At 61.9% G+C, this 22,777-nt stretch carries 34 protein-coding genes; 2 read left to right on the forward strand and 32 right to left on the reverse strand.

Going from position 1 to position 22,777, the window contains the following annotated elements; genetic code table 11:
- Positions 1–92 precede the first annotated feature (92 nt).
- A complete protein-coding gene (locus BMX92_RS21515; protein WP_093020487.1) occupies positions 93–794 on the reverse strand; it encodes a hypothetical protein in 702 nt (233 codons plus the stop codon).
- Positions 795–1,040: 246 nt separating this feature from the next.
- Positions 1,041–1,427, reverse strand: a complete 387-nt coding sequence (locus tag BMX92_RS21520) for a PH domain-containing protein (RefSeq protein ID WP_093020383.1) — start codon at positions 1,425–1,427, stop codon at positions 1,041–1,043.
- 124 nt (positions 1,428–1,551) lie between these two features.
- Between BMX92_RS21520 and BMX92_RS21525 the strand changes: the two genes are divergently transcribed.
- Positions 1,552–2,100: a nuclease gene (locus tag BMX92_RS21525; protein WP_093020385.1), complete on the forward strand. Its 549-nt coding sequence runs from the start codon at positions 1,552–1,554 to the stop codon at positions 2,098–2,100.
- Positions 2,101–2,115: 15 nt separating this feature from the next.
- Here the strand turns inward: BMX92_RS21525 and BMX92_RS21530 are convergent, their stop codons facing one another.
- From BMX92_RS21530 to lepA, 4 genes are all read right to left on the reverse strand, one after another.
- Positions 2,116–2,838, reverse strand: coding sequence for a hypothetical protein (locus BMX92_RS21530; protein WP_093020387.1), 723 nt, complete (start codon positions 2,836–2,838; stop codon positions 2,116–2,118).
- A 106-nt stretch (positions 2,839–2,944) separates the two neighbouring features.
- Complete coding sequence (locus tag BMX92_RS21535) at positions 2,945–3,244, reverse strand: hypothetical protein (protein ID WP_177185194.1); 300 nt, start codon at positions 3,242–3,244, stop codon at positions 2,945–2,947.
- A gap of 212 nt (positions 3,245–3,456) precedes the next feature.
- Positions 3,457–3,969, reverse strand: coding sequence for a hypothetical protein (locus BMX92_RS21540; protein WP_256213544.1), 513 nt, complete (start codon positions 3,967–3,969; stop codon positions 3,457–3,459).
- 4 nt (positions 3,970–3,973) lie between these two features.
- On the reverse strand, positions 3,974–5,782 hold the full coding sequence (lepA, locus tag BMX92_RS21545; protein WP_093020391.1) for a translation elongation factor 4: 1,809 nt from the start codon (positions 5,780–5,782) through the stop codon (positions 3,974–3,976).
- Positions 5,783–5,934: 152 nt separating this feature from the next.
- On the opposite strand from lepA, the gene BMX92_RS21550 reads away from it, so the two are divergent.
- Positions 5,935–6,747, forward strand: a complete 813-nt coding sequence (locus BMX92_RS21550; RefSeq protein WP_093020393.1) for a CsgG/HfaB family protein — start codon at positions 5,935–5,937, stop codon at positions 6,745–6,747.
- Positions 6,748–6,799: 52 nt separating this feature from the next.
- Here the strand turns inward: BMX92_RS21550 and BMX92_RS21555 are convergent, their stop codons facing one another.
- The 26 genes from BMX92_RS21555 to tuf form a co-directional block, all read right to left on the reverse strand.
- Entirely contained in the window at positions 6,800–7,843 is a 1,044-nt protein-coding gene (locus tag BMX92_RS21555) for an acyltransferase family protein (protein ID WP_093020395.1), read from the reverse strand.
- A gap of 140 nt (positions 7,844–7,983) precedes the next feature.
- Entirely contained in the window at positions 7,984–8,520 is a 537-nt protein-coding gene (locus BMX92_RS21560; protein ID WP_093020491.1) for an SRPBCC family protein, read from the reverse strand.
- Positions 8,521–8,556: 36 nt separating this feature from the next.
- Positions 8,557–9,213, reverse strand: a complete 657-nt coding sequence (locus BMX92_RS21565; RefSeq protein WP_093020397.1) for an adenylate kinase — start codon at positions 9,211–9,213, stop codon at positions 8,557–8,559.
- Positions 9,214–9,263: 50 nt separating this feature from the next.
- Positions 9,264–10,628 (reverse strand): preprotein translocase subunit SecY, encoded by a 1,365-nt coding sequence (gene secY, locus BMX92_RS21570; protein WP_093020399.1) that lies wholly within the window; start codon positions 10,626–10,628, stop codon positions 9,264–9,266.
- Positions 10,629–10,820: 192 nt separating this feature from the next.
- A complete protein-coding gene (gene rplO, locus BMX92_RS21575) occupies positions 10,821–11,354 on the reverse strand; it encodes a 50S ribosomal protein L15 (RefSeq protein WP_093020401.1) in 534 nt (177 codons plus the stop codon).
- Between the two features lie 539 nt (positions 11,355–11,893).
- Positions 11,894–12,073, reverse strand: a complete 180-nt coding sequence (gene rpmD, locus BMX92_RS21580; protein WP_093020403.1) for a 50S ribosomal protein L30 — start codon at positions 12,071–12,073, stop codon at positions 11,894–11,896.
- A gap of 5 nt (positions 12,074–12,078) precedes the next feature.
- Positions 12,079–12,801, reverse strand: a complete 723-nt coding sequence (gene rpsE / locus BMX92_RS21585) for a 30S ribosomal protein S5 (protein WP_093020405.1) — start codon at positions 12,799–12,801, stop codon at positions 12,079–12,081.
- 2 nt (positions 12,802–12,803) lie between these two features.
- Complete coding sequence (gene rplR / locus BMX92_RS21590) at positions 12,804–13,169, reverse strand: 50S ribosomal protein L18 (RefSeq protein ID WP_093020407.1); 366 nt, start codon at positions 13,167–13,169, stop codon at positions 12,804–12,806.
- Between the two features lies 1 nt (position 13,170).
- On the reverse strand, positions 13,171–13,704 hold the full coding sequence (gene rplF, locus BMX92_RS21595) for a 50S ribosomal protein L6 (RefSeq protein WP_093020409.1): 534 nt from the start codon (positions 13,702–13,704) through the stop codon (positions 13,171–13,173).
- Positions 13,704–14,099: a 30S ribosomal protein S8 gene (gene rpsH / locus BMX92_RS21600; protein WP_093020411.1), complete on the reverse strand. Its 396-nt coding sequence runs from the start codon at positions 14,097–14,099 to the stop codon at positions 13,704–13,706. The genes rplF and rpsH overlap by 1 nt, the downstream gene beginning before the upstream one ends.
- A 12-nt stretch (positions 14,100–14,111) precedes the next feature.
- Complete coding sequence (gene rpsN / locus BMX92_RS21605; protein WP_007707881.1) at positions 14,112–14,417, reverse strand: 30S ribosomal protein S14; 306 nt, start codon at positions 14,415–14,417, stop codon at positions 14,112–14,114.
- 52 nt (positions 14,418–14,469) lie between these two features.
- Positions 14,470–15,042 (reverse strand): 50S ribosomal protein L5, encoded by a 573-nt coding sequence (gene rplE, locus BMX92_RS21610; RefSeq protein ID WP_093020413.1) that lies wholly within the window; start codon positions 15,040–15,042, stop codon positions 14,470–14,472.
- Positions 15,042–15,353 carry a 50S ribosomal protein L24 gene (gene rplX, locus BMX92_RS21615; protein ID WP_093020415.1) on the reverse strand — a complete coding sequence of 104 codons (312 nt, stop codon included), beginning with the start codon at positions 15,351–15,353 and terminating at the stop codon, positions 15,042–15,044. The genes rplE and rplX overlap by 1 nt, the downstream gene beginning before the upstream one ends.
- On the reverse strand, positions 15,353–15,721 hold the full coding sequence (gene rplN, locus BMX92_RS21620; RefSeq protein WP_093020417.1) for a 50S ribosomal protein L14: 369 nt from the start codon (positions 15,719–15,721) through the stop codon (positions 15,353–15,355). Before rplN ends, rplX begins: the two co-directional genes overlap by 1 nt.
- A gap of 164 nt (positions 15,722–15,885) precedes the next feature.
- Positions 15,886–16,149 (reverse strand): 30S ribosomal protein S17, encoded by a 264-nt coding sequence (gene rpsQ / locus BMX92_RS21625; RefSeq protein WP_093020419.1) that lies wholly within the window; start codon positions 16,147–16,149, stop codon positions 15,886–15,888.
- A gap of 12 nt (positions 16,150–16,161) precedes the next feature.
- Positions 16,162–16,365: a 50S ribosomal protein L29 gene (rpmC, locus tag BMX92_RS21630; protein ID WP_056691689.1), complete on the reverse strand. Its 204-nt coding sequence runs from the start codon at positions 16,363–16,365 to the stop codon at positions 16,162–16,164.
- Positions 16,366–16,368: 3 nt separating this feature from the next.
- A complete protein-coding gene (gene rplP, locus BMX92_RS21635) occupies positions 16,369–16,800 on the reverse strand; it encodes a 50S ribosomal protein L16 (protein ID WP_093020421.1) in 432 nt (143 codons plus the stop codon).
- A 21-nt stretch (positions 16,801–16,821) separates the two neighbouring features.
- Positions 16,822–17,517, reverse strand: coding sequence for a 30S ribosomal protein S3 (gene rpsC, locus BMX92_RS21640; protein WP_093020423.1), 696 nt, complete (start codon positions 17,515–17,517; stop codon positions 16,822–16,824).
- Between the two features lie 4 nt (positions 17,518–17,521).
- Positions 17,522–17,908 (reverse strand): 50S ribosomal protein L22, encoded by a 387-nt coding sequence (rplV, locus tag BMX92_RS21645; RefSeq protein WP_004208717.1) that lies wholly within the window; start codon positions 17,906–17,908, stop codon positions 17,522–17,524.
- Positions 17,908–18,186: a 30S ribosomal protein S19 gene (rpsS, locus tag BMX92_RS21650; protein WP_093020425.1), complete on the reverse strand. Its 279-nt coding sequence runs from the start codon at positions 18,184–18,186 to the stop codon at positions 17,908–17,910. Before rpsS ends, rplV begins: the two co-directional genes overlap by 1 nt.
- Before the next feature lie 5 nt (positions 18,187–18,191).
- Positions 18,192–19,028, reverse strand: a complete 837-nt coding sequence (rplB, locus tag BMX92_RS21655; RefSeq protein ID WP_093020427.1) for a 50S ribosomal protein L2 — start codon at positions 19,026–19,028, stop codon at positions 18,192–18,194.
- 1 nt (position 19,029) lies between these two features.
- Complete coding sequence (locus BMX92_RS21660; protein WP_093020429.1) at positions 19,030–19,347, reverse strand: 50S ribosomal protein L23; 318 nt, start codon at positions 19,345–19,347, stop codon at positions 19,030–19,032.
- Positions 19,340–19,963, reverse strand: a complete 624-nt coding sequence (gene rplD / locus BMX92_RS21665) for a 50S ribosomal protein L4 (RefSeq protein ID WP_093020431.1) — start codon at positions 19,961–19,963, stop codon at positions 19,340–19,342. Before rplD ends, BMX92_RS21660 begins: the two co-directional genes overlap by 8 nt.
- A gap of 3 nt (positions 19,964–19,966) precedes the next feature.
- Positions 19,967–20,716 carry a 50S ribosomal protein L3 gene (rplC, locus tag BMX92_RS21670; RefSeq protein WP_093020433.1) on the reverse strand — a complete coding sequence of 250 codons (750 nt, stop codon included), beginning with the start codon at positions 20,714–20,716 and terminating at the stop codon, positions 19,967–19,969.
- A 273-nt stretch (positions 20,717–20,989) separates the two neighbouring features.
- On the reverse strand, positions 20,990–21,298 hold the full coding sequence (gene rpsJ / locus BMX92_RS21675) for a 30S ribosomal protein S10 (RefSeq protein WP_007686587.1): 309 nt from the start codon (positions 21,296–21,298) through the stop codon (positions 20,990–20,992).
- A gap of 206 nt (positions 21,299–21,504) precedes the next feature.
- Positions 21,505–22,695 (reverse strand): elongation factor Tu, encoded by a 1,191-nt coding sequence (gene tuf, locus BMX92_RS21680; protein WP_093020435.1) that lies wholly within the window; start codon positions 22,693–22,695, stop codon positions 21,505–21,507.
- Positions 22,696–22,777: the final 82 nt, after the last annotated feature.

Consider the following 22,777-nt stretch of genomic DNA (forward strand, 5'->3'; position numbering starts at 1 on the left):
GCATCGGATCGCTGCTCGATGCTTTCAGTCCCGCAGAATGCCGCAAATATCTCATCAATTCCGGATACGGATCAATCTGATGTCATCCGACTCTAAAGTTCCAGCCCGATCAGCGTGCCGCTGCCGATGCGGTCGACATAGCGTTTGCCGTCAATTTCCAGCCAGTCGGGTGTGATTTCCAGCCGACGCCCTTTGATCGTGGTGCGCAGATGTTCGACCGCGATGCGGTTGCGCGCCACGATCCGCAAGACGCACAGGCCATCGCCACGCGCGGCCATCATCGAATAGCGATCGCCACGCAGCAGGAAGTGCCAGCCGCCATCGGTGGGCTTCCATTCATTGCCGTCGATCACCTGCATCGCATCACCATCCGGCGCGCCCAGCCGCACGCTGATGCGGGTCGCGCCATTGGTCCGCCGGGGCGGCGCGAACATCAGGATCGGTTCGCCTTCCAGCGTGATCGGGATCGGCGTATCACGCAGCAGTCGCGATCCGCCGACGATCAGTTGCGGCAGCTCGGCCGAAAAGGGCAGGCGGTCGCGGGCGAAATGCCGCTGGCGCACCACCGGATTGGCGTGGAAACTATGCACCTGGGTCGCGGTCAACCGCCCTTCCTCGACCAGTCCATGGCAGGTCGGGCACAGCAGCGTCGCCCCCGGCCCGTCGGGCAGCCCCAGATAGCGGTAAATCGTGACGCCGCAGCGCACACAGGCAAAGCCACAGGCCTGCCGGATTTCCGCCCGCTTCTCAGCCGTCAGATCCGGCAGAGACGGCATCACTCGCAAGCCAACCATGGCGACACCCCTTCGCGCGCCGCCCACACCTTTGTGGACGGTCGTTCCTGACATGGCGTCCTCTAGCGATGGTTGCTCGGCCGGCCCCCTTGGTTACCCTATCGTTGAAATAAATCGGCCCAAGTCAAGGGGCTGGCGTAATTGTCTTACAGTGACGGCGAAAAAATGCAGGAAAAACACCGGCTGAGGCCGTTGTTTTTTAAAACGGATAGCGAAAGACGGTGGCCCTTCGCACGGATGCCCACCCTATCGCTGGGGCAGCAGGTCAAGATTGCGGGCCGCCGCGATCGCCCGGATACGGTCCGGACGCGGCATATTCTTGATTGCGATTTCGGCGATATCGCCGGCGCTGAACAGTTCGACATGGCCCACGCCGAACATCCGCTGCCCCAGACTCTGGGTTATCCGCACCGACCGGATGGAGGTGAGCGCGATCTCGGTCCGCTGCTTTGACAGCAGCCCCCGCTCCAGCAGCACCTCACGCTCACTCAGCGCCAGCCGCTCGCCCTTGTGCATCACCCACCATATCCCGATCGCGAGGATGCCGACGACCGACACCAGCAGCAGGATGAACAACAGGGGATGTGCGCGGAACATCGCGGGATGCTCGTCATACAGCCAGGTTTCGCTCATGCGGCCTCCTTCACCGGTCTTTGATCATGCTGCCCGGCCAGCGTCAAGGCGGCCATAACTGATCCAGGTTAACGGAAAATTCGCGATACTCTGCCATGAAAGGCGCGACTTTCGGGGGCAAATAATGGCACGCAGCCTATATGATGTGGGGGATCGCAACCCCGACCGGGACAATCGCTGGCTCAATGACAGGCAGGAGAAGCCCGCCCGTGTCGTGCCCGCCGGCCTGGTGCTGGGCGCGCTGATCATAGCCGCTTTGGGGGTGATGCTGGTCAAGACGGTTCTGCCCTCTCCGGCCAGTGCCAGCGCACAGGATGCGCCGACGATGATCGCGGACCAGTTCGCGCTGTGCGACGATCCGAAGGGACAGGCCTGTGTCCTGGCCGCAGACAGCTATGCCTGGCGCGGGCATCTTTATCATCTGACCGGGATCAGCGTGCCCAGCCTGACCGGTGCCCGCTGCGCGCAAGAGGCCGACCTGGCCCGCCGATCCCGCATCACGCTCGCCGCGATGATGAATGGCGGCAACTTCGATGCCCGACCAGACCCTGCCGACAGAGACCCCGATGCGCGTCTGCTGATGCGCGATGGCGTGTCGCTGGGGACGCTGATGATCCTAAAAGGACAGGCCAGGGAGGCATCGGCTCAGCTCATAGACTGGTGCGCCGCCTGACGCGCCGCCGCCGGCTCAAGAGGCCGAGGCGTTGAGGAAAGGCTGCACGCGAATGGGCGGGAAGACCTCTTCCAGCGATTTGGTGTCGGGCATCACATAGACATAGCCGCCCCTCTTCTGGAAGATCGGGCGCACCTTCGCCCCGTAAAAGGCCTTGGGCAGGTTGATGCAGCCAAAGGTGATGCGATTATCCTCGCTGGTGGGAGAGAGCATCCGTTCGACCCTGCGTTCCTTGGGGTTGCCGGGCGGGATCGTATGCAGGGCGACCGAGGTCGCATAATCGACCCACAATATTCTTTGCTTGCCCGCCGCCCAGCCGAATTTGGCGAGGAAGCGCCCGGCCGGCGTCGTCTTTTCCGCCGGGCCGATTTCCGCCAGATTCTTGGCTCCGATGCCCGGCGTTGCGTCATCCCCGGTCGCGATGCCGATCAGCACAGGCGCCGATCCCAGCGCCTTGCCCTTCGCATCGAACAGGAAGATGGCCGCCGCCTTCTTGTCGATGATGGCATAGGGATAGCCGGCATTGTTGTGGGATGAGGCGATCCAGTCGATCATCCGGGTGGCATCGACTGAAGCCTGTGGATCAGGAATTTTCTGCGCCGGTTTCTTGGGCGCGCTCTTCGCCTGTTTCTGGGCCTTTTTTTTAGCGGTCGCGGCAACCGGCTTGTTGGCGCCGTGGGACGCGGCGACGGCGACATGCGGGGTGACGCTGGCCAGCGCCAGCAAAATGGGGATCATCTACAGCGACACTCGAAAGAGAGGGCAAAAAATCGGGCCGGCGCCAAGGGGGGAAGCGCCGGCCCGAAAGGCCGTGTGTTCGGTCAGCTCACGCCGCCCGGCAGGATCAATTGCGTGCGCGCTTCTTCTGGGCTTCCTGCAACCGCTGTTCGACGCCATCGACGCGGCCGTTGAGCTGGTCGATGCGCTGGCCATTATTCTGGGCCTGACCGGATGCCGACTGTGCTTCCGCCAGCGCCTGCTTCGCGGTGCCGTCCGTCGCCTGCAACCGGGAATCGAGCGCGTCGACGCGCTGGTTCACGGTCGCGACCTGTTCGCGCACAAAACCTTTGGTGGCGCAGCCCTGCAAGCCCAGCGATCCGACGAGGATGGCAGCCAGCGGGACAATCTTGCTCATGGGGGGCATCAAAATCTCCTTACCGTTACAAAAGCGTAACGCGTGAAGCCCACGACGGATGCATTCGACAATGCGATTCTGTCCGGCTGTGCATCCTGTCAGGTGAACCGACCAGGCGATTTTCGCACTGATTCGGCTATCGACAACCCACGGAAAACAGCCATTTTTCGCTTTCCTGAACCTTAGCTGCGCAGAAAAGCCATTGGCGATCATTCGTCGCGCTATCGCAACCGCCCGTCGTTTGCGGGCACCGCATTGGTTGCTATGCGCAACCTCAAGGCCTCCAGAACATCGCCTGCGAGCCGCGCATAATCGGCGCAGGCCTGTTGCATCAAAATCTCGGCGTCATCGCCCCGCACTTGTCCAAAACATTGCCGATTCTGTCCGGCGCGCATCTGGCGCAGGCGCCCGCGCGCTTCGATGGCCAGCCCCAGTCTTGGTCCGGTGCGCCGCCATGCCTCCGCCGCGCAATAGATGCGGCGGCCGGGATGGATGCCCGGATCGCGCCCCGCCGCCATGCCAAGCCGGTCGATGCGCCCCGCCTCCACGATCAGGTCGGTCAGGAACAGGTCCAGTTCGCGCAGCCCGTTGCCGATCAGCTTGGCGGGCATGGCGCTGCGTCGCCGCCCCGCCGCATCCGGGCAGGGGCAAAGCGACATGCCATTGGCCAGAAAGGCGGCGGCCCGCTCTATCCGTGCGACCTGCCCCGCAATCGGTGCGCAGCGGCCGCTCATCGGATCAGTTCTCGTCGCCCATCCGCAGCGCGGCGATGAAGGCCTCTTGCGGAATCTGGACGCTGCCATATTCGCGCATCCGCTTCTTGCCTTCCTTCTGCTTGTCCAGCAGCTTCTTCTTGCGGCTGATGTCGCCGCCATAGCATTTGGCGGTCACGTCCTTGCGCATCGCGGCGATGGTTTCGCGCGCGATCACCTTGCCGCCGATCGCCGCCTGAATCGGGATCTTGAAAAGATGGCGGGGGATTAGATCCTTCAACCGCTCGCACATGCCGCGCCCGCGCGATTCGGCGGTGCCGCGATGGACGATCATGCTCAGCGCGTCGACCGGCTCGGAATTGACCATGATGCTCATCTTGACCAGATCGCCCTCGCGATAGCCGATCTGGTGATAGTCGAAGCTGGCATAGCCCCGGCTGATCGACTTCAACCGATCGTAGAAGTCGAACACCACTTCGTTGAGCGGCAGTTCGTAGGTCACCTGCGCGCGGCCGCCGACATAGGTCAGGTTCTTCTGGATGCCGCGCCGATCCTGACAGAGTTTCAGGATCGAACCCAGATATTCGTCGGGGCAGTAGATGATCGCCTCGATCCACGGCTCCTCGATCTCGTCGATCTTGGTGGGGTCGGGCATGTCGGCCGGGTTGTGCAGTTCGATTTCACCCGCGCCATAGGTGAGCTGAATCTTGTACACCACCGACGGCGCGGTGGTGATCAGATCCAGATCATATTCGCGGGTCAGACGCTCCTGAATGATCTCCAGATGCAGGAGGCCCAGGAAGCCACAGCGGAAGCCGAAGCCCAACGCGGCGCTGCTTTCCATTTCGAAGCTGAAGCTGGCGTCGTTCAGGCGCAGCTTGCTGATCGAATCTCGCAGCTTGTCGAAATCATTGGCATCGACCGGGAAAAGGCCGCAGAAGACCACCGGCTGCACTTCCTTGAAGCCCGGCAGCGGCGTCGTCGCACCATTCTTGACCGTGGTGATGGTGTCGCCGACGCGGGTCTGGGCAATTTCCTTGATCTGCGCGGTGATGAAGCCGATCTCGCCGGCCGCCAGTTCGGGCAGTTGTTCGATCTTGGGCCGCATGCAGCCGACACGGTCGATCAGATGTTCGGTGCCGCCGATCATGAACCTGATCGCCTGCCCCTTCTTGATGACGCCGTTGACGACGCGCACCAGAATGACGACGCCCAGATAGGGGTCGTACCAGCTATCCACCAGCATCGCTTCCAGCGGGGCGTTGCGGTCGCCCTTGGGCGGCGGGATCTTCTTGACCACGGCTTCTAGAATATCGTCGATGCCGATGCCGGACTTGGCGCTGGCCAGCACCGCTTCCGACGCATCGAGGCCGATCACATCCTCGATTTCCTTGCGCACCTTTTCCGGTTCTGCTGCGGGCAGGTCGATTTTGTTCAGGACCGGCACGATCTCATGATCATGTTCGATCGACTGATAGACGTTGGCGAGCGTCTGCGCTTCCACGCCCTGCGCCGCGTCCACCACCAGCAACGCGCCTTCACAGGCTGCGAGCGAACGCGACACTTCATAGGCGAAGTCGACATGGCCCGGCGTGTCCATGAGGTTCAGCTCATAGGTCTGGCCGTCTTTGGCGGTATAGTCGAGGCGCACGGTCTGCGCCTTGATGGTGATGCCGCGCTCCTTCTCGATATCCATATTATCGAGCACCTGCGCGCTCATCTCACGGTCGGTCAGGCCGCCGGTCCGCTGAATCAGCCGGTCGGCCAGCGTGGACTTGCCATGGTCGATATGCGCGATGATGGAAAAATTACGGATATGGCTGAGATCGGTCATCGGCGCCCGATAGCAGCGATTCTTCTCCCTGTCAGCAAGTCACCGCACGCCATGTAGGCAAGGTCAGGACGCTATGCTATGCCATCGCGTCCTTTGTGGGTCGCATCATAAATAAAATGCTATCATATCAACCACATCAGAGGAATTGGGGCATGTTGAAGACGGTTCCCGCGCTCGCCGCGTCGGTGGCGCTGATCGCAACGCCGCTGGCCGCAAGCGCACAGACGAACATGAGTTCATCCGGCCAGACGCATAAGGATGGCACCACCAAAGGCGCCTCCTCCGGCCGCCGCTCGCAGGAGCGCGCAACACAGGAAATCCCCCACTGCACCCGCCGCATCGGCACGGTTGCGATCGTCGAGCCCGATAATCAATGGTGGCGCGAACTGAATCTGGGCAGCCCGGAAGCCATTTTGAAGGTCTTCATCCAGCAGTCGGGCTGTTTCACTATCGTCAATCGTGGCCGCGCCATGCAGAGCCGCGCGATGGAACGCGCCATGGCGGACTCGGGCGAGCTTCAGGCGGGATCGAATCTGGGCAAGGGTCAGGTCAAGACGGCCGACTATTATCTGGAGCCCGATATCGTTTCGTCCAACCGCAACAGCGGCGGCGGCGGCATTGGCGGCGCGCTGGGCGGCATGCTGGGCGGCACCTTCGGCGCGATCGCGGGCGGCCTGAACATCAAGAAGAAGGAAGCCAACGTCACTCTGTCGATCGTTAACGCCCGCACGACCGAGGAAGAGGCGCTGACCGAAGGCTATGCCCGCAAGACCGACATCGGCTTTGGCGGTGGCGGCGGGGCCGGCTGGTGGGGCGGCTTTGCGGCGGCCGGTGGCGGCGGCTACCAGAATACCGAAATCGGCCAGGTGATCGTGCTGGCCTATCTGGACGCCTATACCAAGCTAGTGACCCAGTTGGGCGGCCTGCCCACCAATGCGGCAGCGGCAGCGCCCGTCGCGCAATAAGCGCATCGTGATTTGAGGAAGAGGCGCGCCGGCCATTGCGGGCGCGCCTTTTTCATGTCCGGCTGGCGGCGGCCTTGTCGAGAGGGGCGCGGCCTTCGCGACGTCGCTTCCACCAGCCCAGGATCGCTTCCCCCACGGGCCGTTCGACCAGATAGTGGATGGTCGTGCCCAACGTCAGCGCCACGGTGAAGGCGGTGGCAAAGCCGATCCACGGGCTGAGGCCCGCTCTGGCGCATTCCAGCATGATGACGAAGCCGACATGCTGGTGAATCAGGTAGAAGCTGTAGCTGATCCCGCCGAGCCAGACGAGCGGCCGGATGCTGATGAAGCGCAGATAGCCATGGATCAGCGCGACATAGAGGGCGACCAGCACGCAGCCCATTACCGTCACGTCCCATGTCTCCATGGTCGCGATCGACGCCAGCGCCAGCAGCGCATAGGGCGCCTGCTGTTTAAGGCTGCGCTGCCCCTTCCACACCCGATAGGCCAGCATGCCGATCACGAAGAAGGGCGTGTAGCGCAGCACCAGCAGCATGATCAATCGTTCGGGCATGTCGGGCCAGAACCAGTAGAGCCAGCGTAGCAGCAACCAGACCGCCAGCACCGGTTCCAGTCGGCGGAGGCCGATGAATTTCCAGATCGCGATCATGCAGAAATAGAAGGCGATCTCGACCGTCAGCGTCCAATAGGCGCCGTCCACCTCCGGCAGGAAGGCGAAGCCCTGCAACATGGTGAAATTGGCCAGAATCGCGACCGGCCCGATCAGCAATTGCGTCGCCTGGGCCAGATATTCGATCGACAATGTCAGCAGCATCGCAACCAGATAGGCCGGATAGAGACGGGCGAAGCGGTTCACCACGAAATCGGCCACGGTGCGGATGCGATCCAGCGTGAAGAAGATCGCGAAGCCGGAAATGGTGAAGAAGAGCAGGACGCGATAATTGCCGCCGATGAAGCTGAACGGCACATGCGCGGCCTGCGGGAAGAGTTCGTGAAAGCGCGTGGAATAATGGAACAGCAGCACGCACAGCGCCCCGACACCCCGCAGCGCGTCCAGTTCCGTCAAGCGGCCATGATGAAGCGGCGTTCCAGTCATGCAGCCTTATAGCAACAGCGCAGCAACGAATCCGTTAAGATCGTAGTTAACCTAAGCGCGATTCACCGGTTTCTTTGCCGGTTTCGGTACCGAAACGCCGTCAGCGCCGCTTTTCCGTCAGCCAGACCGCCCTGTTTGCCTTATTGCGCCGACTCGACCGCGCGCTTGAGGCCGGCCAGTTGCTCGCCCAGAAGCTGATCTACCAGCGGCGCGATCTTGTCCGGGCCGGTGCGCAGATAGCCACCTACCACATAGGTCATCGTCACTTTGACGCGCTTCCCCGCCGGGGTGATGGCGATATCCAGCGTTCCGGCCACGCCTTCGCTCTGCAACGGGCCGAAGCCGCCGGACAAGCACAGCCTCTGGCCCGGCATGGCATAGATGATGCAGGCATGTTCGATCGTGCCGGAGGGGTCGTCCTTCGACGGGATCGTCTCGCAAAAGCATCCGCCTGCGCGCGGATCGATCGTCATATTGGCCGAATCGCCGCTATAGCTGTGCCCGTCGCTCCACCAGCGGCCCGGCGTTATCAGCAAAGCATATACGTGCGCCGCATCGGCCGCGATCTCCACGCTGCTTTCGGTCGCGAAGCCGATCGCGCTGCTGCCCGTAACAGCAGCATGGGCCGGCGCGGCCATCGCCGCACCAGCCCATGCCAGTACCCCAAAAATCCGCATATCCGCCTCCCCTGCCATGCAGGGGAAGAAGAAAGCTCAGGACGCGCCGCCGTCCAAGATCGCAGCGATCGCGACGGTCACGTCATTCATGTCGGCCATGCCGTCCACCCGCGACACGATGCCGCGCGCTTCGTAGATCGGCAGGATCGGCGCGGTCTTGGCGCGATATTCGGCCATGCGGGTGCGCACGGTTTCCTCATTATCGTCCGGACGGCGCTTGAACTCATGCCCATGGCACTTGTCGCACTCGCCCTCGACCTTGGGCTGCTTGAAGCTGTCATGATAACCCGCGCCACAGTTGGCGCAGGTGAAGCGGCCAGTGATGCGCTCGACCAGCGCGTCTTCGTCCACTTCCAGCTCGATCACATGGTCGAGCGTGCGGTTGCGATCGCTCAGGATGGTGTCGAGCGAATGGGCCTGTGCCTCCGTCCGCGGATAGCCGTCGAAGATCACGCCGGTATCGGCCGACAGCGCATCAAGCGCTTCGCCGATGATGCCCGACACGACTTCGTCCGGAACCAGCGCTCCCGATTCCATCAGCGCCTTGGCCTGAAGTCCTACCGGCGTTCCCGCCTTCACCGCCGCGCGCAGCATGTCCCCTGTCGACAGCTGCACCATGCCACGATCGTCAACCAGCCGAGTCGCCTGGGTGCCCTTGCCGGCCCCCGGAGGGCCAAGCAGAATGATATTCATTGCGCGCATTCTCCCCTGTTCGTGCGCTGATTAAAGTGCCGAAACGCCCCTCAGCGCATGCGACCCTTGAGCTTCGCCTTCTTGATCAGATCGCCATATTGATGGGCGAGCAGATGGCTCTGAATCTGGGTCACGGTGTCCACCGTAACATTGACCACGATCAACAGGCTAGTCCCACCAAGGTAGAAGGGAATGCCCGCCCGTGCGATCGCGAATTCCGGCACCAGACAGATGAAGGCCAGATAGGCCGCGCCGATGACGGTGATGCGGGTCAGCACATAGTCCAGATAATTTTCGGTGTTCTTGCCCGGACGGATGCCCGGAATGAAGCCGCCATTGCGCTTCAGATTGTCGGCCGTCTCTTCCGGATTGAACACGACTGCGGTGTAGAAGAAGCAGAAGAAGACGATGCCCAGGCCATAGAGCGCCATATAGAGCGGCGTGCCGTGGGCCAGATACTGGTTGAGCGAAAGGACGAAATCGCCCCACTTGCTTTCCCCGGCAACGGTCTGGCCCGCGAACTGCGAAATGGTCAGCGGCATCAGCAGCAGCGACGAGGCGAAGATCGGCGGGATGACGCCGGCAGTGTTGACCTTCAGCGGCAGATGGCTGCGATCAGCCTGCATCAGGCCCTGACGCGTCTGGCGCTTGGGATATTGGATCAGCACCCGGCGCTGCGCCCGCTCCATGTAGCAGATCAGCAGCACCAGCCCCATCAGGGCAACCACGATCACGAAGATCAGCAGGCCGGAAATCGACCCTTCGCTGCCCGACTTGAACAGGTTGCTGAGCGTCACGGGAAGCTGGGCGACGATGCCCGCCATGATGATGAGCGAGGTGCCGTTGCCGATGCCGCGCGAGGTGATCTGTTCACCCAGCCACATCAGGAACATCGTGCCGCCGATCAGCGAGACGACCGCGGTGAGGCGGAACAGCAGGCCCGGCTCGATCACCGCCTGCACGCCCGACTGGGCGCCAAAGCCCTCCAGGCCGACAGCGATGAAATAGCCCTGCACGGCGGTCAGGCCGACGGTGCCATAGCGGGTATATTGGTTCAGCTTCTTGCGGCCGCTTTCGCCTTCCTTCTTGATCGCCGCGAGTTGGGGCGAGAGGGAGGCGCCAAGCTGCACCACGATCGACGCGGTGATATAAGGCATGACGCCCAGCGCGATCAGGCTCATGCGCGACAGCGACCCACCCGAGAAGGTGTTGAAGATGTCGAGGATGCCGCCATTGGTCTGGCTGTAAAGCTGCGACAGGGCAGTCGGATCGACGCCGGGCAGCGGCACGAAGCTCAAAAAGCGGAAGACGATCAGCGCCCCCAGCGTGAACCACAGGCGCTTCTTGAGGTCGGTCGCCTGGCTGAACTTTGCGAGGCTGAGATTGGATGCGAGCTGGTCGGCTCTCGATGCCATGGTGGCTGCCCTTCAAATCACTCGTGCCCGGATACAATATGGGCCGGAATCGGGAATCCCCTTAACGGGGCTGTGGGGCGCTGTCGAACCGGGATTTGTCACTTATGCGACAAAATAGCGTCCCCCGATGCACATGACCCCGCCAACCCATATCGGGCAGCGGGGTCATGCATGCAAGTCTCAGGCGAAAAATCAGCCCTGCTTGGCAGCCTTCTTGGCAGCCAGGGTCGTGCCCTTCTTGGCCTTCGCCTTTTCAGCGGCCGGAACGACGACGATCACGTCGACCTTGCCACCGGTCTTTTCGACGGCGTCGATGGCGCTCTGCGAGGCACCGGCGACCAGGAAGCTGACCTTGGCGGTCAGTTCACCCTTGGCCAGCAGGCGCACGCCATCCTTGCCACCGCGGGTCAGGTTGGCTGCGTTCAGGGCAGCCTGATCGATGGTGGCGCTGGCGTCCAGCTTGCCTTCGTCGATCGCCTTCTGCACGGCGCCCAGGTTTACGATCGCGTAATCCTTGGCGAAGATGTTGTTGAAGCCGCGCTTCGGGATGCGCATGTGGAGCGGCATCTGGCCACCCTCGAAGCCGTTGATGCTGACGCCCGAACGCGCCTTCGCACCCTTCTGGCCGCGACCGGCGGTCTTGCCCTTGCCCGAGCCAATACCACGGCCGACACGCATCCGGCCCTTGCGGGCGCCGGCATTGTCATTGATTTCGTTGAGCTTCATAATTTGCACTCGCTTTCGCTTGGTTCGCGCTGAAATGGAAGCGGCGCCCATAGCGGGATGCGGCTCCATTGTCACCCCCTAATGCGCCGGAATGCGGCCGCTGACCGAGGGTAGGGCGGCAAGCGCTGTTGGAAAGCCCGGCCTTAACTTCGCATATTTCCCGCGGATTTCGACATTTCATGCCAGATGTTGGAAATTATCTTTCAATCGCATGATGTTGGTCATGATCGGCCATCCCGCCCCCTGCCTTGCCCGCTGCACCATCCGGCCCCGAAGGCACACGCTGCCAGAATGGCATGGCAGTCAGGCATAGGAAAATGGCCGTCGGGCGAGATGATGCCAATCCGAATCGTCATTGCGAGCGAAGCGAAGCAATCCAATGGCGCGCCGTGGATTGCTTCGCTTCGCTCGCAATGACGGGGTGAATCAGCGCAAAGTCGGCTCATTCCGGGAAAATGACGTGAAAGGTGCCGCAAACGCAGAAAGGGCCGATTCGCCTGCGCGAATCGGCCCTTTCTATTTTCCGGTGATCGGAAGGCTTAGCCTTCGACCACGGCCACCATGTGGGGCAGCTTCTGGATCGCACCGCGGACTTCCGCCGTATCTTCCAGTTCCACCACGCGGTTCATCTTGCCAAGGCCCAGACCGATCAGAATCTTCTTCTGAGCTTCGGGGCGGCGGATCGGCGAACCGATCTGCTTGATCTTGATCTTCGCCATATCAGTTACTCCGCAATCGCTTCGGCATCAGCCTGCGCGACGTCGGCGGAGGCACCACCGCGACGCAGAAGGTCAGCGACCTTCTTGCCACGACGCTGGGCCACCGACTTCGGGCTGGTCTGTTCGACCAGAGCCGCGAAGGTCGCACGGATCATGTTATAGGGGTTCGACGTGCCGTTCGACTTGGTCACGACGTCAGCGACGCCGAGGCTTTCGAACACGGCGCGCATCGGACCACCGGCGATGATACCCGTACCGGCCGGGGCCGAACGGACAGTCACCTTGCCGGCGCCGAAGTGGCCGAGACCGTCATGATGCAGGGTGCGGCCTTCCTTCAGCGGAACGCGAACCATTGCCTTCTTGGCAGCGGCAGTCGCCTTGCTGATGGCTTCAGGCACTTCGCGCGCCTTGCCATGGCCGAAGCCTGCACGGCCCTTGCCGTCGCCGACGACGACGAGAGCAGCGAAACCGAAGCGCTTACCGCCCTTGACGGTCTTCGAGACGCGGTTGATGTGAACCAGCTTCTCGATCAGCTCTTCGCCCTGCTCCTCGTCGCGGTTGCCGCCACGGCGGTCATCGCGACGGCCACGGCCGCCACGCTCGCCACGGTTGCGATCGCCACCGCCACGGTTGCCACGGCCACGGCCGGGACCACGACCTTCGGTCGGTGCAGTCGCTTCGGCGCCCTCGACGGGTGCGACGACTTCGTTGGTGTTTTCGTCAGCCATGATCAGAACTCCAGCCCGGCTTCACGGGCCGCATCGGCCAGCGCCTTGACGCGGCCATGGAACAGGAAGCCACCACGGTCGAACACGACCTTGGTGACGCCAGCGGCGGTCGCCGCAGCGGCGACGCGCTTGCCGACATCGGCAGCAGCTTCGGCAGAAGCGCCGGTCTTGCCCAGAGCCTTCGAACCGATTTCCTTGTCCAGGGTCGATGCAGCAGCGACGGTCTTGCCGGCGGCGTCATCAATGACCTGGGCGTAGATGTGACGGCCCGAACGATGGATGCTGAGGCGCGGACGGGTGCCCGAAACAGCCTTGAGCGCGGTGCGAACGCGGCGACGACGCCGCGCGAAGAGGGAAAGCTTTGCCATCTTACTTCTTCTTCCCTTCCTTGCGGAAGATGAATTCGCCGGCGTACTTGATGCCCTTGCCCTTATAGGGTTCGGGCTTGCGCCAGCGGCGGATCTCAGCAGCGACCTGACCGACCTGCTGCTTGTCGATGCCGGTGATCTCGACCGTGGTGTTATCCGGGGTCTTGATCTCGATGCCTTCGGGGATCTCGAAGTCGACATCATGCGAATAGCCGAGCTTCAGGTTCAGAACCTTGCCCTTGGCATCCGCACGATAGCCAACGCCGGTGATCAGCAGCTTCTTTGTGTAGCCTTCGGTCACGCCCGTGATCAGGTTGGCGACCAGGGTGCGCTGCATGCCCCAGAAAGCGCGAGCGCGCTTGCCGTCATTGGCAGGCTTCACCGCGATCACACCGTCTTCGATGCTGTAGGTGACTTCGTCGGCCATCGGCAGCGAAAGGGTGCCCTTGGGGCCCTTCACCGACAGCTGACCGTCAGCGATGGACGCGGTCACGCCCGAAGGCACGGTGACCGGCTTTTTGCCAGTACGGCTCATCAGAACACCTCCGCCAGCACTTCGCCACCGACATTCTGCTCACGCGCTTCGGCGTCGGACAGAACGCCACGAGGCGTCGAGACAATGGTGATGCCCAGACCGTTGCGCACTACCGGCAGTTCCTTGGAACCCGAATAGACGCGGCGGCCAGGCTTCGAAACGCGAGCGACATGCTTGATCGCCGGTGCGCCTTCGAAATATTTCAGCTCGATGCGCAGGCCAGGATGCTGGCCAAGCAGCTCTTCGGAATAGCCACGGATGTAGCCTTCACGCTGGAGCACGTCGAGCACGCGGGCGCGCAGCTTGGAAGCGGGGGACATAACGCTGTCCTTCTTCGCCTGCTGCCCGTTGCGGATGCGGGTGAGCATATCACCCAGGGGATCGGTCAATGCCATCTCAAATGATCCTTACCAGCTCGACTTGGTGACGCCGGGGATCAGGCCCTTGTTGGCCAGATCACGCAACTGCACGCGGCAGAGACGGAATTTGCGGTAATAAGCGCGGGGACGCCCCGTCAGTTCGCAGCGGTTCCGAACGCGGGTCGGGTTGCCGTTGCGGGGGATCTCCGCCATCTTCAGACGCGCGATCAGACGATCGCTGTCGTCGGCCGCGGTATCATTCGCGATCGCCTTGAGCTTCGCATAGCGGCCGGCATATTTCTTCACCAGCTTCTTGCGGCGCTCGTTCTTGTTGATCGAACTCAGTTTCGCCATGACTTAAGTTCTCTTCCTTAGCTTAAGCGTTTGGGAGAGAAGCGGGGCCCAATCAGGCCGCCTGCTTCTCTTCGATCGGGAAGGGGAAGCCGAAGAGGCGCAGCAGTTCGCGCGCTTCATCGTCCGTCTTCGCCGTGGTGGTCACGATGATGTCCATGCCACGCACCTTGTCGATCTTGTCATAGCTGATTTCCGGGAAAATCAGCTGTTCCTTGATGCCAAAGGCGTAGTTGCCACGACCATCGAAGCTCTTGGGGTTCAGACCACGAAAGTCGCGAACGCGCGGCAGAGCAACGTTGATCAGGCGGTCCAGGAATTCATACATGCGCTCGCGGCGCAGCGTGACCTTGGCGCCGATCGGCATGCCTTCACGCAGCTTGAACTGCGCGATCGACTTGCGAGCCTTGGTGATGACCGGCTTCTGACCGGCGATCAGCTCCATTTCCTCGGCGGCCTGCGTGACCTTCTTCTTGTCCTGCGTCGCTTCGCCCACGCCCATATTGAGCACGATCTTTTCGATCTTGGGGATCTGCATGACGTTCTGATAACCGAACTTCTCGGTCATCGCCTTGGCGATTTCGGCGTCGTAGACAGCCTTCGAGCGCGGGATATACTTGTCGCTCATTACAGCACCTCACCGGACTTGACGGCGACACGGACCTTCTTGCCGTCGCGGTCCTCGAAACGGACGCGGGTCGGCTTGCCATCCTTGTCGGCGACAGCGACGTTCGAAATGTGCAGCGGCGCAGGCTTGCGATCGATGCCACCCTGCGGGTTGGCCTGATCGGGCTTGCGATGACGCGCATGCACGTTGATGCCTTCGACGAGGACCTTGTCCTCCTTGGGCATGACCTGGAGGACGGCGCCGGTACGGCCCTTGTCCTTGCCGGCCAGGACGACGATCTTGTCGCCCTTCTTGATCTTGGCAGCGCTCATTACAGCACCTCGGGAGCGAGCGAGATGATCTTCATGTGCTTCTTGGCGCGCAGTTCACGAACCACGGGGCCAAAGATACGGGTGCCGATCGGCTCCTCGTTCTTGTTGATCAGCACAGCGGCATTGCCGTCGAAGCGAATCACGCTGCCATCAGCGCGACGCACGTCCTTGGCGGTGCGCACGATGACGGCGCGATGCACGTCACCCTTCTTCACCTTACCACGAGGCGCAGCTTCCTTGATCGAGACGACGATGATGTCGCCCACGCCAGCGAAGCGACGCTTCGAGCCGCCCAGCACCTTGATGCACTGGACGCGCTTGGCGCCGCTGTTGTCAGCGACGTCAAGATTGGATTGCATCTGGATCATAGATCCGGTTCCTTCTTATTTGGCCTACCGGGGCAATTCCCGGCGGTTCCGAATTTCGTGCCTAGAGCCTTTGACTCTACGCGAAGCGCGGGCCTGTACCCTTTCCGAAAGGAAAAGGCCAGCCCCGCGCCGCGTTTTTCTTCAAAGGCCCGAACGAGCTACCCTTAAGCGGCCGTCTCCGGCGACTTGTGGGTGTCTACGCGCTCGATGACCTTCCAGGTCTTGAGCTTGGAAATCGGAGCGGTCTCTTCGATGCGGACCGTTTCGCCTTCCTTGTAGATGTTGCCCTCGTCATGGGCATGGTACTTCTTCGACATACGGATGATCTTGCCGTAGAGCGCATGCTTTACCTTGCGCTCCACGCGAACGACCACCGTCTTGTCGGTCTTGTCGGAAACCACAGTTCCCGTCAGCACGCGCTTGGGCATCGTGTGGTTCCTTTACTTGGCAGCGGAGCTGTTACGCTCCGTCTGCAGGGTCTTGATCTGAGCGATCGACCGACGGACTTCCTTCACGCGGCTGGGCTTTTCCAGCTGGTTGGTGGCCGCCTGGAAGCGCAGATTGAACTGCTCACGCTTCAGGTTGTTGAGTTCGGTCGACAGTTCGTCGTCCGTCTTGGTCTTGAGGTCTGCAACGTTGGCCACAGCTTAACCCTCCAGGTGCGAGGTGTCGCCGAGGCGGGCAACGACCTTCGTCTTGATGGGCAGCTTCATCGCGGCGCGCGAGAAGGCCTCTGCTGCGAGCGGACCGGGCACGCCGTCCAGTTCGAACAGGATGCGGCCCGGCTTGACGCGAGCAGCCCAATATTCGACCGAACCCTTACCCTTACCCTGACGGACTTCGGCAGGCTTCTTGGAAACCGGCACGTCGGGGAATACGCGGATCCACAGACGACCCTGACGGCGAAGGTGACGCTGGATCGCGCGGCGAGCCGCTTCGATCTGACGTGCGGTGACGCGCTCGGGTTCCATGGCCTTGAGGCCGTAGGCGCCGAAATTCAAAGCCGAACCGCCCTTGGCGTCGCCCTTGATCCGGCCCTTGAAGGCCTTGCGGAACTTCATTTTCTTCGGTTGCAGCATGACGCTATTACCTTCTTATTCTCAGCGCGCCGGGCGCACGCCGGAGGTCTGAGCCTCCAGCATCAGCCGGTCGGTGGCGAACGGATCATGGCCGAGAATCTCGCCCTTGAAGATCCAGACCTTGATGCCGCAAACGCCATAGGCGGTGTGCGCCGTGGCTTCGGCATAGTCGACGTTCGCACGCAGCGTGTGCAGCGGAACGCGGCCTTCGCGATACCATTCGACGCGCGCGATCTCTGCGCCGCCCAAACGGCCGCCACAGGTGATCTTGATGCCTTCGGCACCCAGACGGAGAGCCGACTGCACCGCACGCTTCATGGCGCGACGGAAAGCCACGCGGCGTTCCAGCTGATCGGCGATGCCCTGTGCGACGAGCTTCGAGTCGATTTCCGGCTTGCGGATTTCGACGATGTTCAGCGACACGTCGGACGAGGTCAGGCTGCCCAGCTTCTTGCGCAGCTTTTCAATGTCCGCACCCTTCTTGCCGATGATGACACCGGGACGGGCAGCGTAGATCGACACGCGGCACAGCTTGGCCGGACGCTCGATCACGACCTTGGAGATCGCGGCCTGCGGCAGGTTCTTCATGATGAACTGGCGGATCTTGAGATCTTCCAGCAGAAGACGACCATAATCCTGGCCTTCCGCAAACCAGCGGCTGTCCCAGGTGCGGTTGATCTGCAGACGCAGACCGATCGGATTGCTCTTGTGACCCATGTGCTTACGCCTCCGCCTCTTCGCCAGCTTCACGCACGACAATGCGCACGCGGCTGAAGGGCTTCAGGATCCGGGTCGACTTGCCGCGGCCGCGAGCGTGGAAGCGCTTCAGGGTGAAGCTCTTGCCCACCGATGCTTCCGCGACGACCAGAGCGTCGACGTCCAGATTGTGGTTGTTTTCCGCATTGGCGATGGCCGAAGCCAGCACCTTGCGCACGTCGACGGCCATCGCCTTCTTCGAGAAGGCGAGGATGTTCAGCGCGTCCTCGACCTTGCGGCCGCGGATGAGCGTGGCGACCAGGTTCAGCTTCTGGGCCGAACCACGGATCTGCGTGCCAACGGCCAGCGCCTCATTGTCGGCGACGCGACGGGGAGCCTTTTCCTTGCTCATTAGCGCTTGCCCTTCTTGTCGGCAGCGTGACCGGGGAAGTAGCGGGTCGGAGCGAATTCGCCCAGCTTGTGACCCACCATTTCCTCGTTCACGACAACCGGAACATGCTTGCGGCCATTATAGACGTTGAACGTCAGGCCAACGAACTGCGGCAGGATCGTCGAACGGCGCGACCAGGTCTTGATCGGACCGGTACGGCCATTGGCGTCCTGCGCCGTTTCCGCCTTCTTCAGAAGGCTGAGGTCCACGAAAGGACCTTTCCAGACGGAACGAGCCATCTCGCTTACCTCTTCTTCTTCGCGTGGCGGCTACGGATGATGAACTTGTCCGTCGCCTTGTTGTGGCGGGTGCGTGCACCCTTGGTCGGCTTGCCCCAGGGCGTGACCGGATGACGGCCGCCCGAGGTCCGGCCTTCACCACCGCCATGCGGGTGATCGACCGGGTTCTTGGCAACACCGCGGGTCAGAGGGCGAATGCCGTTCCAACGGTTGCGGCCTGCCTTGGCAAGGTTGGTGTTGCCATTGTCCGGGTTGCTGACGGCGCCGATGGTGCCCATGCAGTCCGAACGGATATAGCGCTGTTCGCCCGAAGACAGACGCACCATCACCATGCCGCGATCACGACCGACCAGCTGGGCATAGGTGCCCGCCGAACGGCAGAGCTGACCGCCCTTGCCCGGCTTCATTTCGATGTTGTGGATGATCGTGCCGACCGGCATCTGACCCAGTTCCATCGCGTTGCCCGGCTTCACGTCGGTCTTCTTGCCCGCGATGATCTTGTCACCGGGAGCCAGACGCTGCGGCGCCAGAACATAGGTCTGCGTGCCGTCGGGATAGTTGACCAGCGCAATGAAGGCGGTGCGGTTGGGGTCATATTCCAGACGCTCGACCGTACCTTCGACATCCCACAAGCGACGCTTGAAGTCGATGATACGATAGCGCTGCTTATGACCGCCACCGATACCACGCGAGGTCACATGACCCTTGTTGTTACGGCCGCCAGTCTTGTGCTTGCCTTCGGTCAGCGCCTTGACGGGCTTACCCTTGTGCAGGCTCGACTTGTCGACCAGGATCAGGCCACGACGGGCCGGGCTGGTCGGGTTATAATGCTTAAGAGCCATCTTAACGGACTCCCTCGGTGATATCGATCGACTGGCCTTCGGCCAGGCGGACGATCGCCTTCTTCACGTCCGAACGCGTGTAGGGCTTGCCCTTCCAGCGCTTCGTCTTGCCCTTGGTCACCAGCGTGTTCACGCTCTTGACTTCGACGCCCCAGATCGCCTCGACAGCGGCCTTGATCTCCGGCTTCGTGGCATCGCCAGCGACCTTGAAGACCACGGCGTTGTTCTCGGAGAGAAGGGTCGACTTCTCGGTGATGTGCGGGGCGACAACGACGTCATAATGACGGTTGGCGACAGCCGCGGCTTCTTTCTTAGCCATTGAAACGGGCCTCCAGCTTTTCGACCGCGGCGCGGGTGAGCACCAGCGAGTCGGCCTTCAGGATGTCATAGACATTGGCGCCAACGGCAGGGAGCAGGTCCACACCGATGATGTTCGCCGAAGCCTTTGCGAAGCTGATGTTCACGGCGTCGCCGTCGATGAACAGCACCTTGGTCAGGTTCAGCTTGGCCAGGTTGGCGACCAGCGCCTTGGTCTTGCCTTCGGCAACATCCAGGCTGTCGATGATCGTCAGCGTTCCCGCCTTGACCTTCGACGACAGCGCCATCTTCAGACCCAGCGCGCGAACCTTCTTGTTCAGCGAGGGGTTGAAGTCACGAACGCGGGCACCGTGGGCCTTACCACCACCGATGAACACCGGCGCACGGCGATCGCCGTGACGGGCGGTACCGCCGCCCTTCTGGCGACCGAACTTCTTGCCGGTGCGAGCGACATCGCTACGCTCACGGGTGCCGCGGGCGGTGCCGCGACGCTTCTCGAGCTGCCAGGTGACGACGCGGTGCAGAATGTCGGCGCGCGGTTCAAGACCGAATACGTCGTCATTCAGCTCCAGTTCGCCGGCGGCCTGCGCGTCGAGGGTCTGTACATTGACCTTCATGGTTTAGCCCTCCTGGCCTTCGGTCGCTTCGGGAGCGGCTGCTTCAGCAGGCGTCTCCGCAGCGGTGTTGCTGTTAGCGGCAGCCTTGAGGCTGGCGGGATACGGCACGTCGGCAGGACGCTTCACCTTGACGGCGTCGCTGACGGTCAGCCAGGTGCCCTTGGCGCCCGGAACCGAGCCCTTGACGAACAGCAGGCCACGCTCGACGTCCGTGCGGACGATTTCGAGGTTCTGCTGAGTCCGCTCACGGTCACCCATGTGGCCGGCCATCTTCTTGTTCTTGAAGACGCGACCCGGATCCTGACGGTTACCCGTCGAACCATGGGCACGATGGCTGATCGACACACCGTGGGTGGCGCGCATACCGCCGAAGCCCCAACGCTTCATAGCGCCGGCAAAGCCCTTACCCTGGGTGTGACCAGCGACATCGACCAGCTGACCGGCGATGAAGTGATCGGCCGCGATTTCGGCGCCGACATCGAGGAGCGCGTCCTCGGCGACACGGAATTCGACCAGACGCGCCTTCGGCTCCACTTCCGCCTTGGCGAAGTGACCGCGCTGCGGCTTGGCGACATTCTTGACCTTCGCGACGCCCGCACCGAGCTGAACCGCGACGTAGCCGTCACGATCAACTTCCTTGCGAGCCACGACCTGATTGCCCTCGAGGGCAAGAACCGTAACAGGAATATGACGTCCGTCCTCTTGGAACAGACGGGTCATCCCGACTTTCTTAGCGATCACGCCTGTGCGCATCACTTGTTACTCCCATAGAGGCCCGCCTTAGCAGCGGGCGTATCCAACGAAAAAACCGCTCAGCATCTCTGCTTCGCGGCCCAACCCAAATTACAGATCACCCCGTCCGGGTTAGATGCCGATCCCTCTCGGGAAAGGCGACGGGGGACCAGGACCACGCGCCTTGTCCGGTTCACCGGATGGCCGTGCGGTATCCCTTGTGTCGTTTGAGCTTCCAGTTCCCCAGAATGCCCGATACCCTGCCCACCTTTTGGAGAGCAGGGACTTGCCGGCTTAGGCCAGCTTGATCTCGACGTTCACGCCGGCAGCCAGGTCCAGCTTCATCAGCGCGTCGACCGTCTGCGGCGTCGGCTGCACAATGTCAAGCATACGCTTGTAGGTGCGGACTTCGAACTGCTCGCGCGACTTCTTGTCGATGTGCGGACCACGGTTGACCGTGAATTTTTCGATGCGCGTCGGAAGAGGAATCGGACCGCGAATGAGGGCGCCAGTGCGGCGGGCGGTGTCGGCGATGTCGCCGGTCGCCTGATCGAGCACGCGATGATCGAACGCCTTGAGGCGAATGCGGATGTTGCTGTCCATAGTTCCTGTACCGATGCGAAAGAGCCAAAAACCGGAGCATTTTCAGAAATCAGCCGGAGCAGCCAATGACTTGTGAAAATGCGCCACAAAAAATATCCGCCCCGCAAACTGCCCTTCTAGCTCATTCGAGCCGGAGAAAGGCGATCCGGGGCGGTTAAAAACTTCAGCGGCGCGAATCAGGCGATTCGCGCCGCTGCGGTCCTATATTACTTCGAGATCGTGCCGACAACCCCTGCGCCGACGGTACGACCGCCTTCACGGATTGCGAAGCGCAGACCAGCGTCCATAGCGATCGGAGCGATCAGCTTCACGCCGAGCTTCACATTGTCGCCAGGCATAACCATCTCGGTGCCTTCCGGCAGGATGACTTCGCCGGTGACGTCCGTGGTACGGAAGTAGAACTGCGGACGATAGTTCGCGAAGAACGGGGTGTGACGGCCGCCTTCTTCCTTCGACAGGACATACACTTCCGCGTCGAATTCGGTGTGCGGGGTGATGGTGCCGGGCTTCGCCAGAACCTGACCACGCTCAACTTCTTCACGCTTCGTGCCACGCACCAGGGCGCCGATGTTGTCGCCTGCACGACCTTCGTCGAGCAGCTTGCGGAACATTTCCACGCCGGTCACGGTGGTCTTGGCGGTGTTCTTCAGGCCGACGATTTCGACTTCTTCACCAACCTTGATGATGCCGGTTTCGACGCGGCCGGTCACAACCGTACCACGACCCGAGATCGAGAACACGTCTTCGATCGGCATCAGGAAGGGCTTGTCGATCGGACGCTCGGGCTGCGGGATCCAGCTGTCGACAGCGGCCATCAGCTTCAGAACGGCGTCGTGGCCGATTTCCGGGGTCTTGTCCTGGAGAGCGGCAACAGCCGAACCCGGGATGACAGGGATGTTGTCGCCGTCGAAATCGTAGCTGCTGAGCAGTTCACGGATTTCCAGCTCGACCAGCTCGAGGATTTCGGCGTCGTCGACCAGGTCGACCTTGTTCATGAACACGACAAGCTGCGGAACGCCGACCTGACGGGCGAGCAGGATGTGCTCACGGGTCTGGGGCATCGGACCGTCGGTGGCCGAAACGACGAGGATCGCGCCGTCCATCTGGGCCGCACCGGTGATCATGTTCTTCACATAGTCAGCGTGACCCGGGCAGTCGACGTGCGCATAGTGACGGGCTTCGGTTTCATATTCGACGTGGGCGGTCGAAATGGTGATGCCGCGCTCGCGCTCTTCGGGAGCCTTGTCGATGTTGTCGTACGAGGTGAAGGTCGCGCCGCCGGTTTCGGCCAGCACCTTGGTGATCGCTGCGGTCAGCGAGGTCTTGCCATGGTCGACGTGACCGATGGTGCCGATGTTGCAGTGCGGCTTGTTCCGCTCAAACTTAGCCTTAGCCATTTTATCCTACCTTCTAATCAAAATCAGCTTGGGTCTGACCGCTCGGCCGCGCCTCGCGAAGGCGCGTCCATAGCAGCAAATT

Source organism: Sphingobium sp. YR768, from assembly GCF_900111125.1.
Taxonomy (GTDB): domain Bacteria; phylum Pseudomonadota; class Alphaproteobacteria; order Sphingomonadales; family Sphingomonadaceae; genus Sphingobium.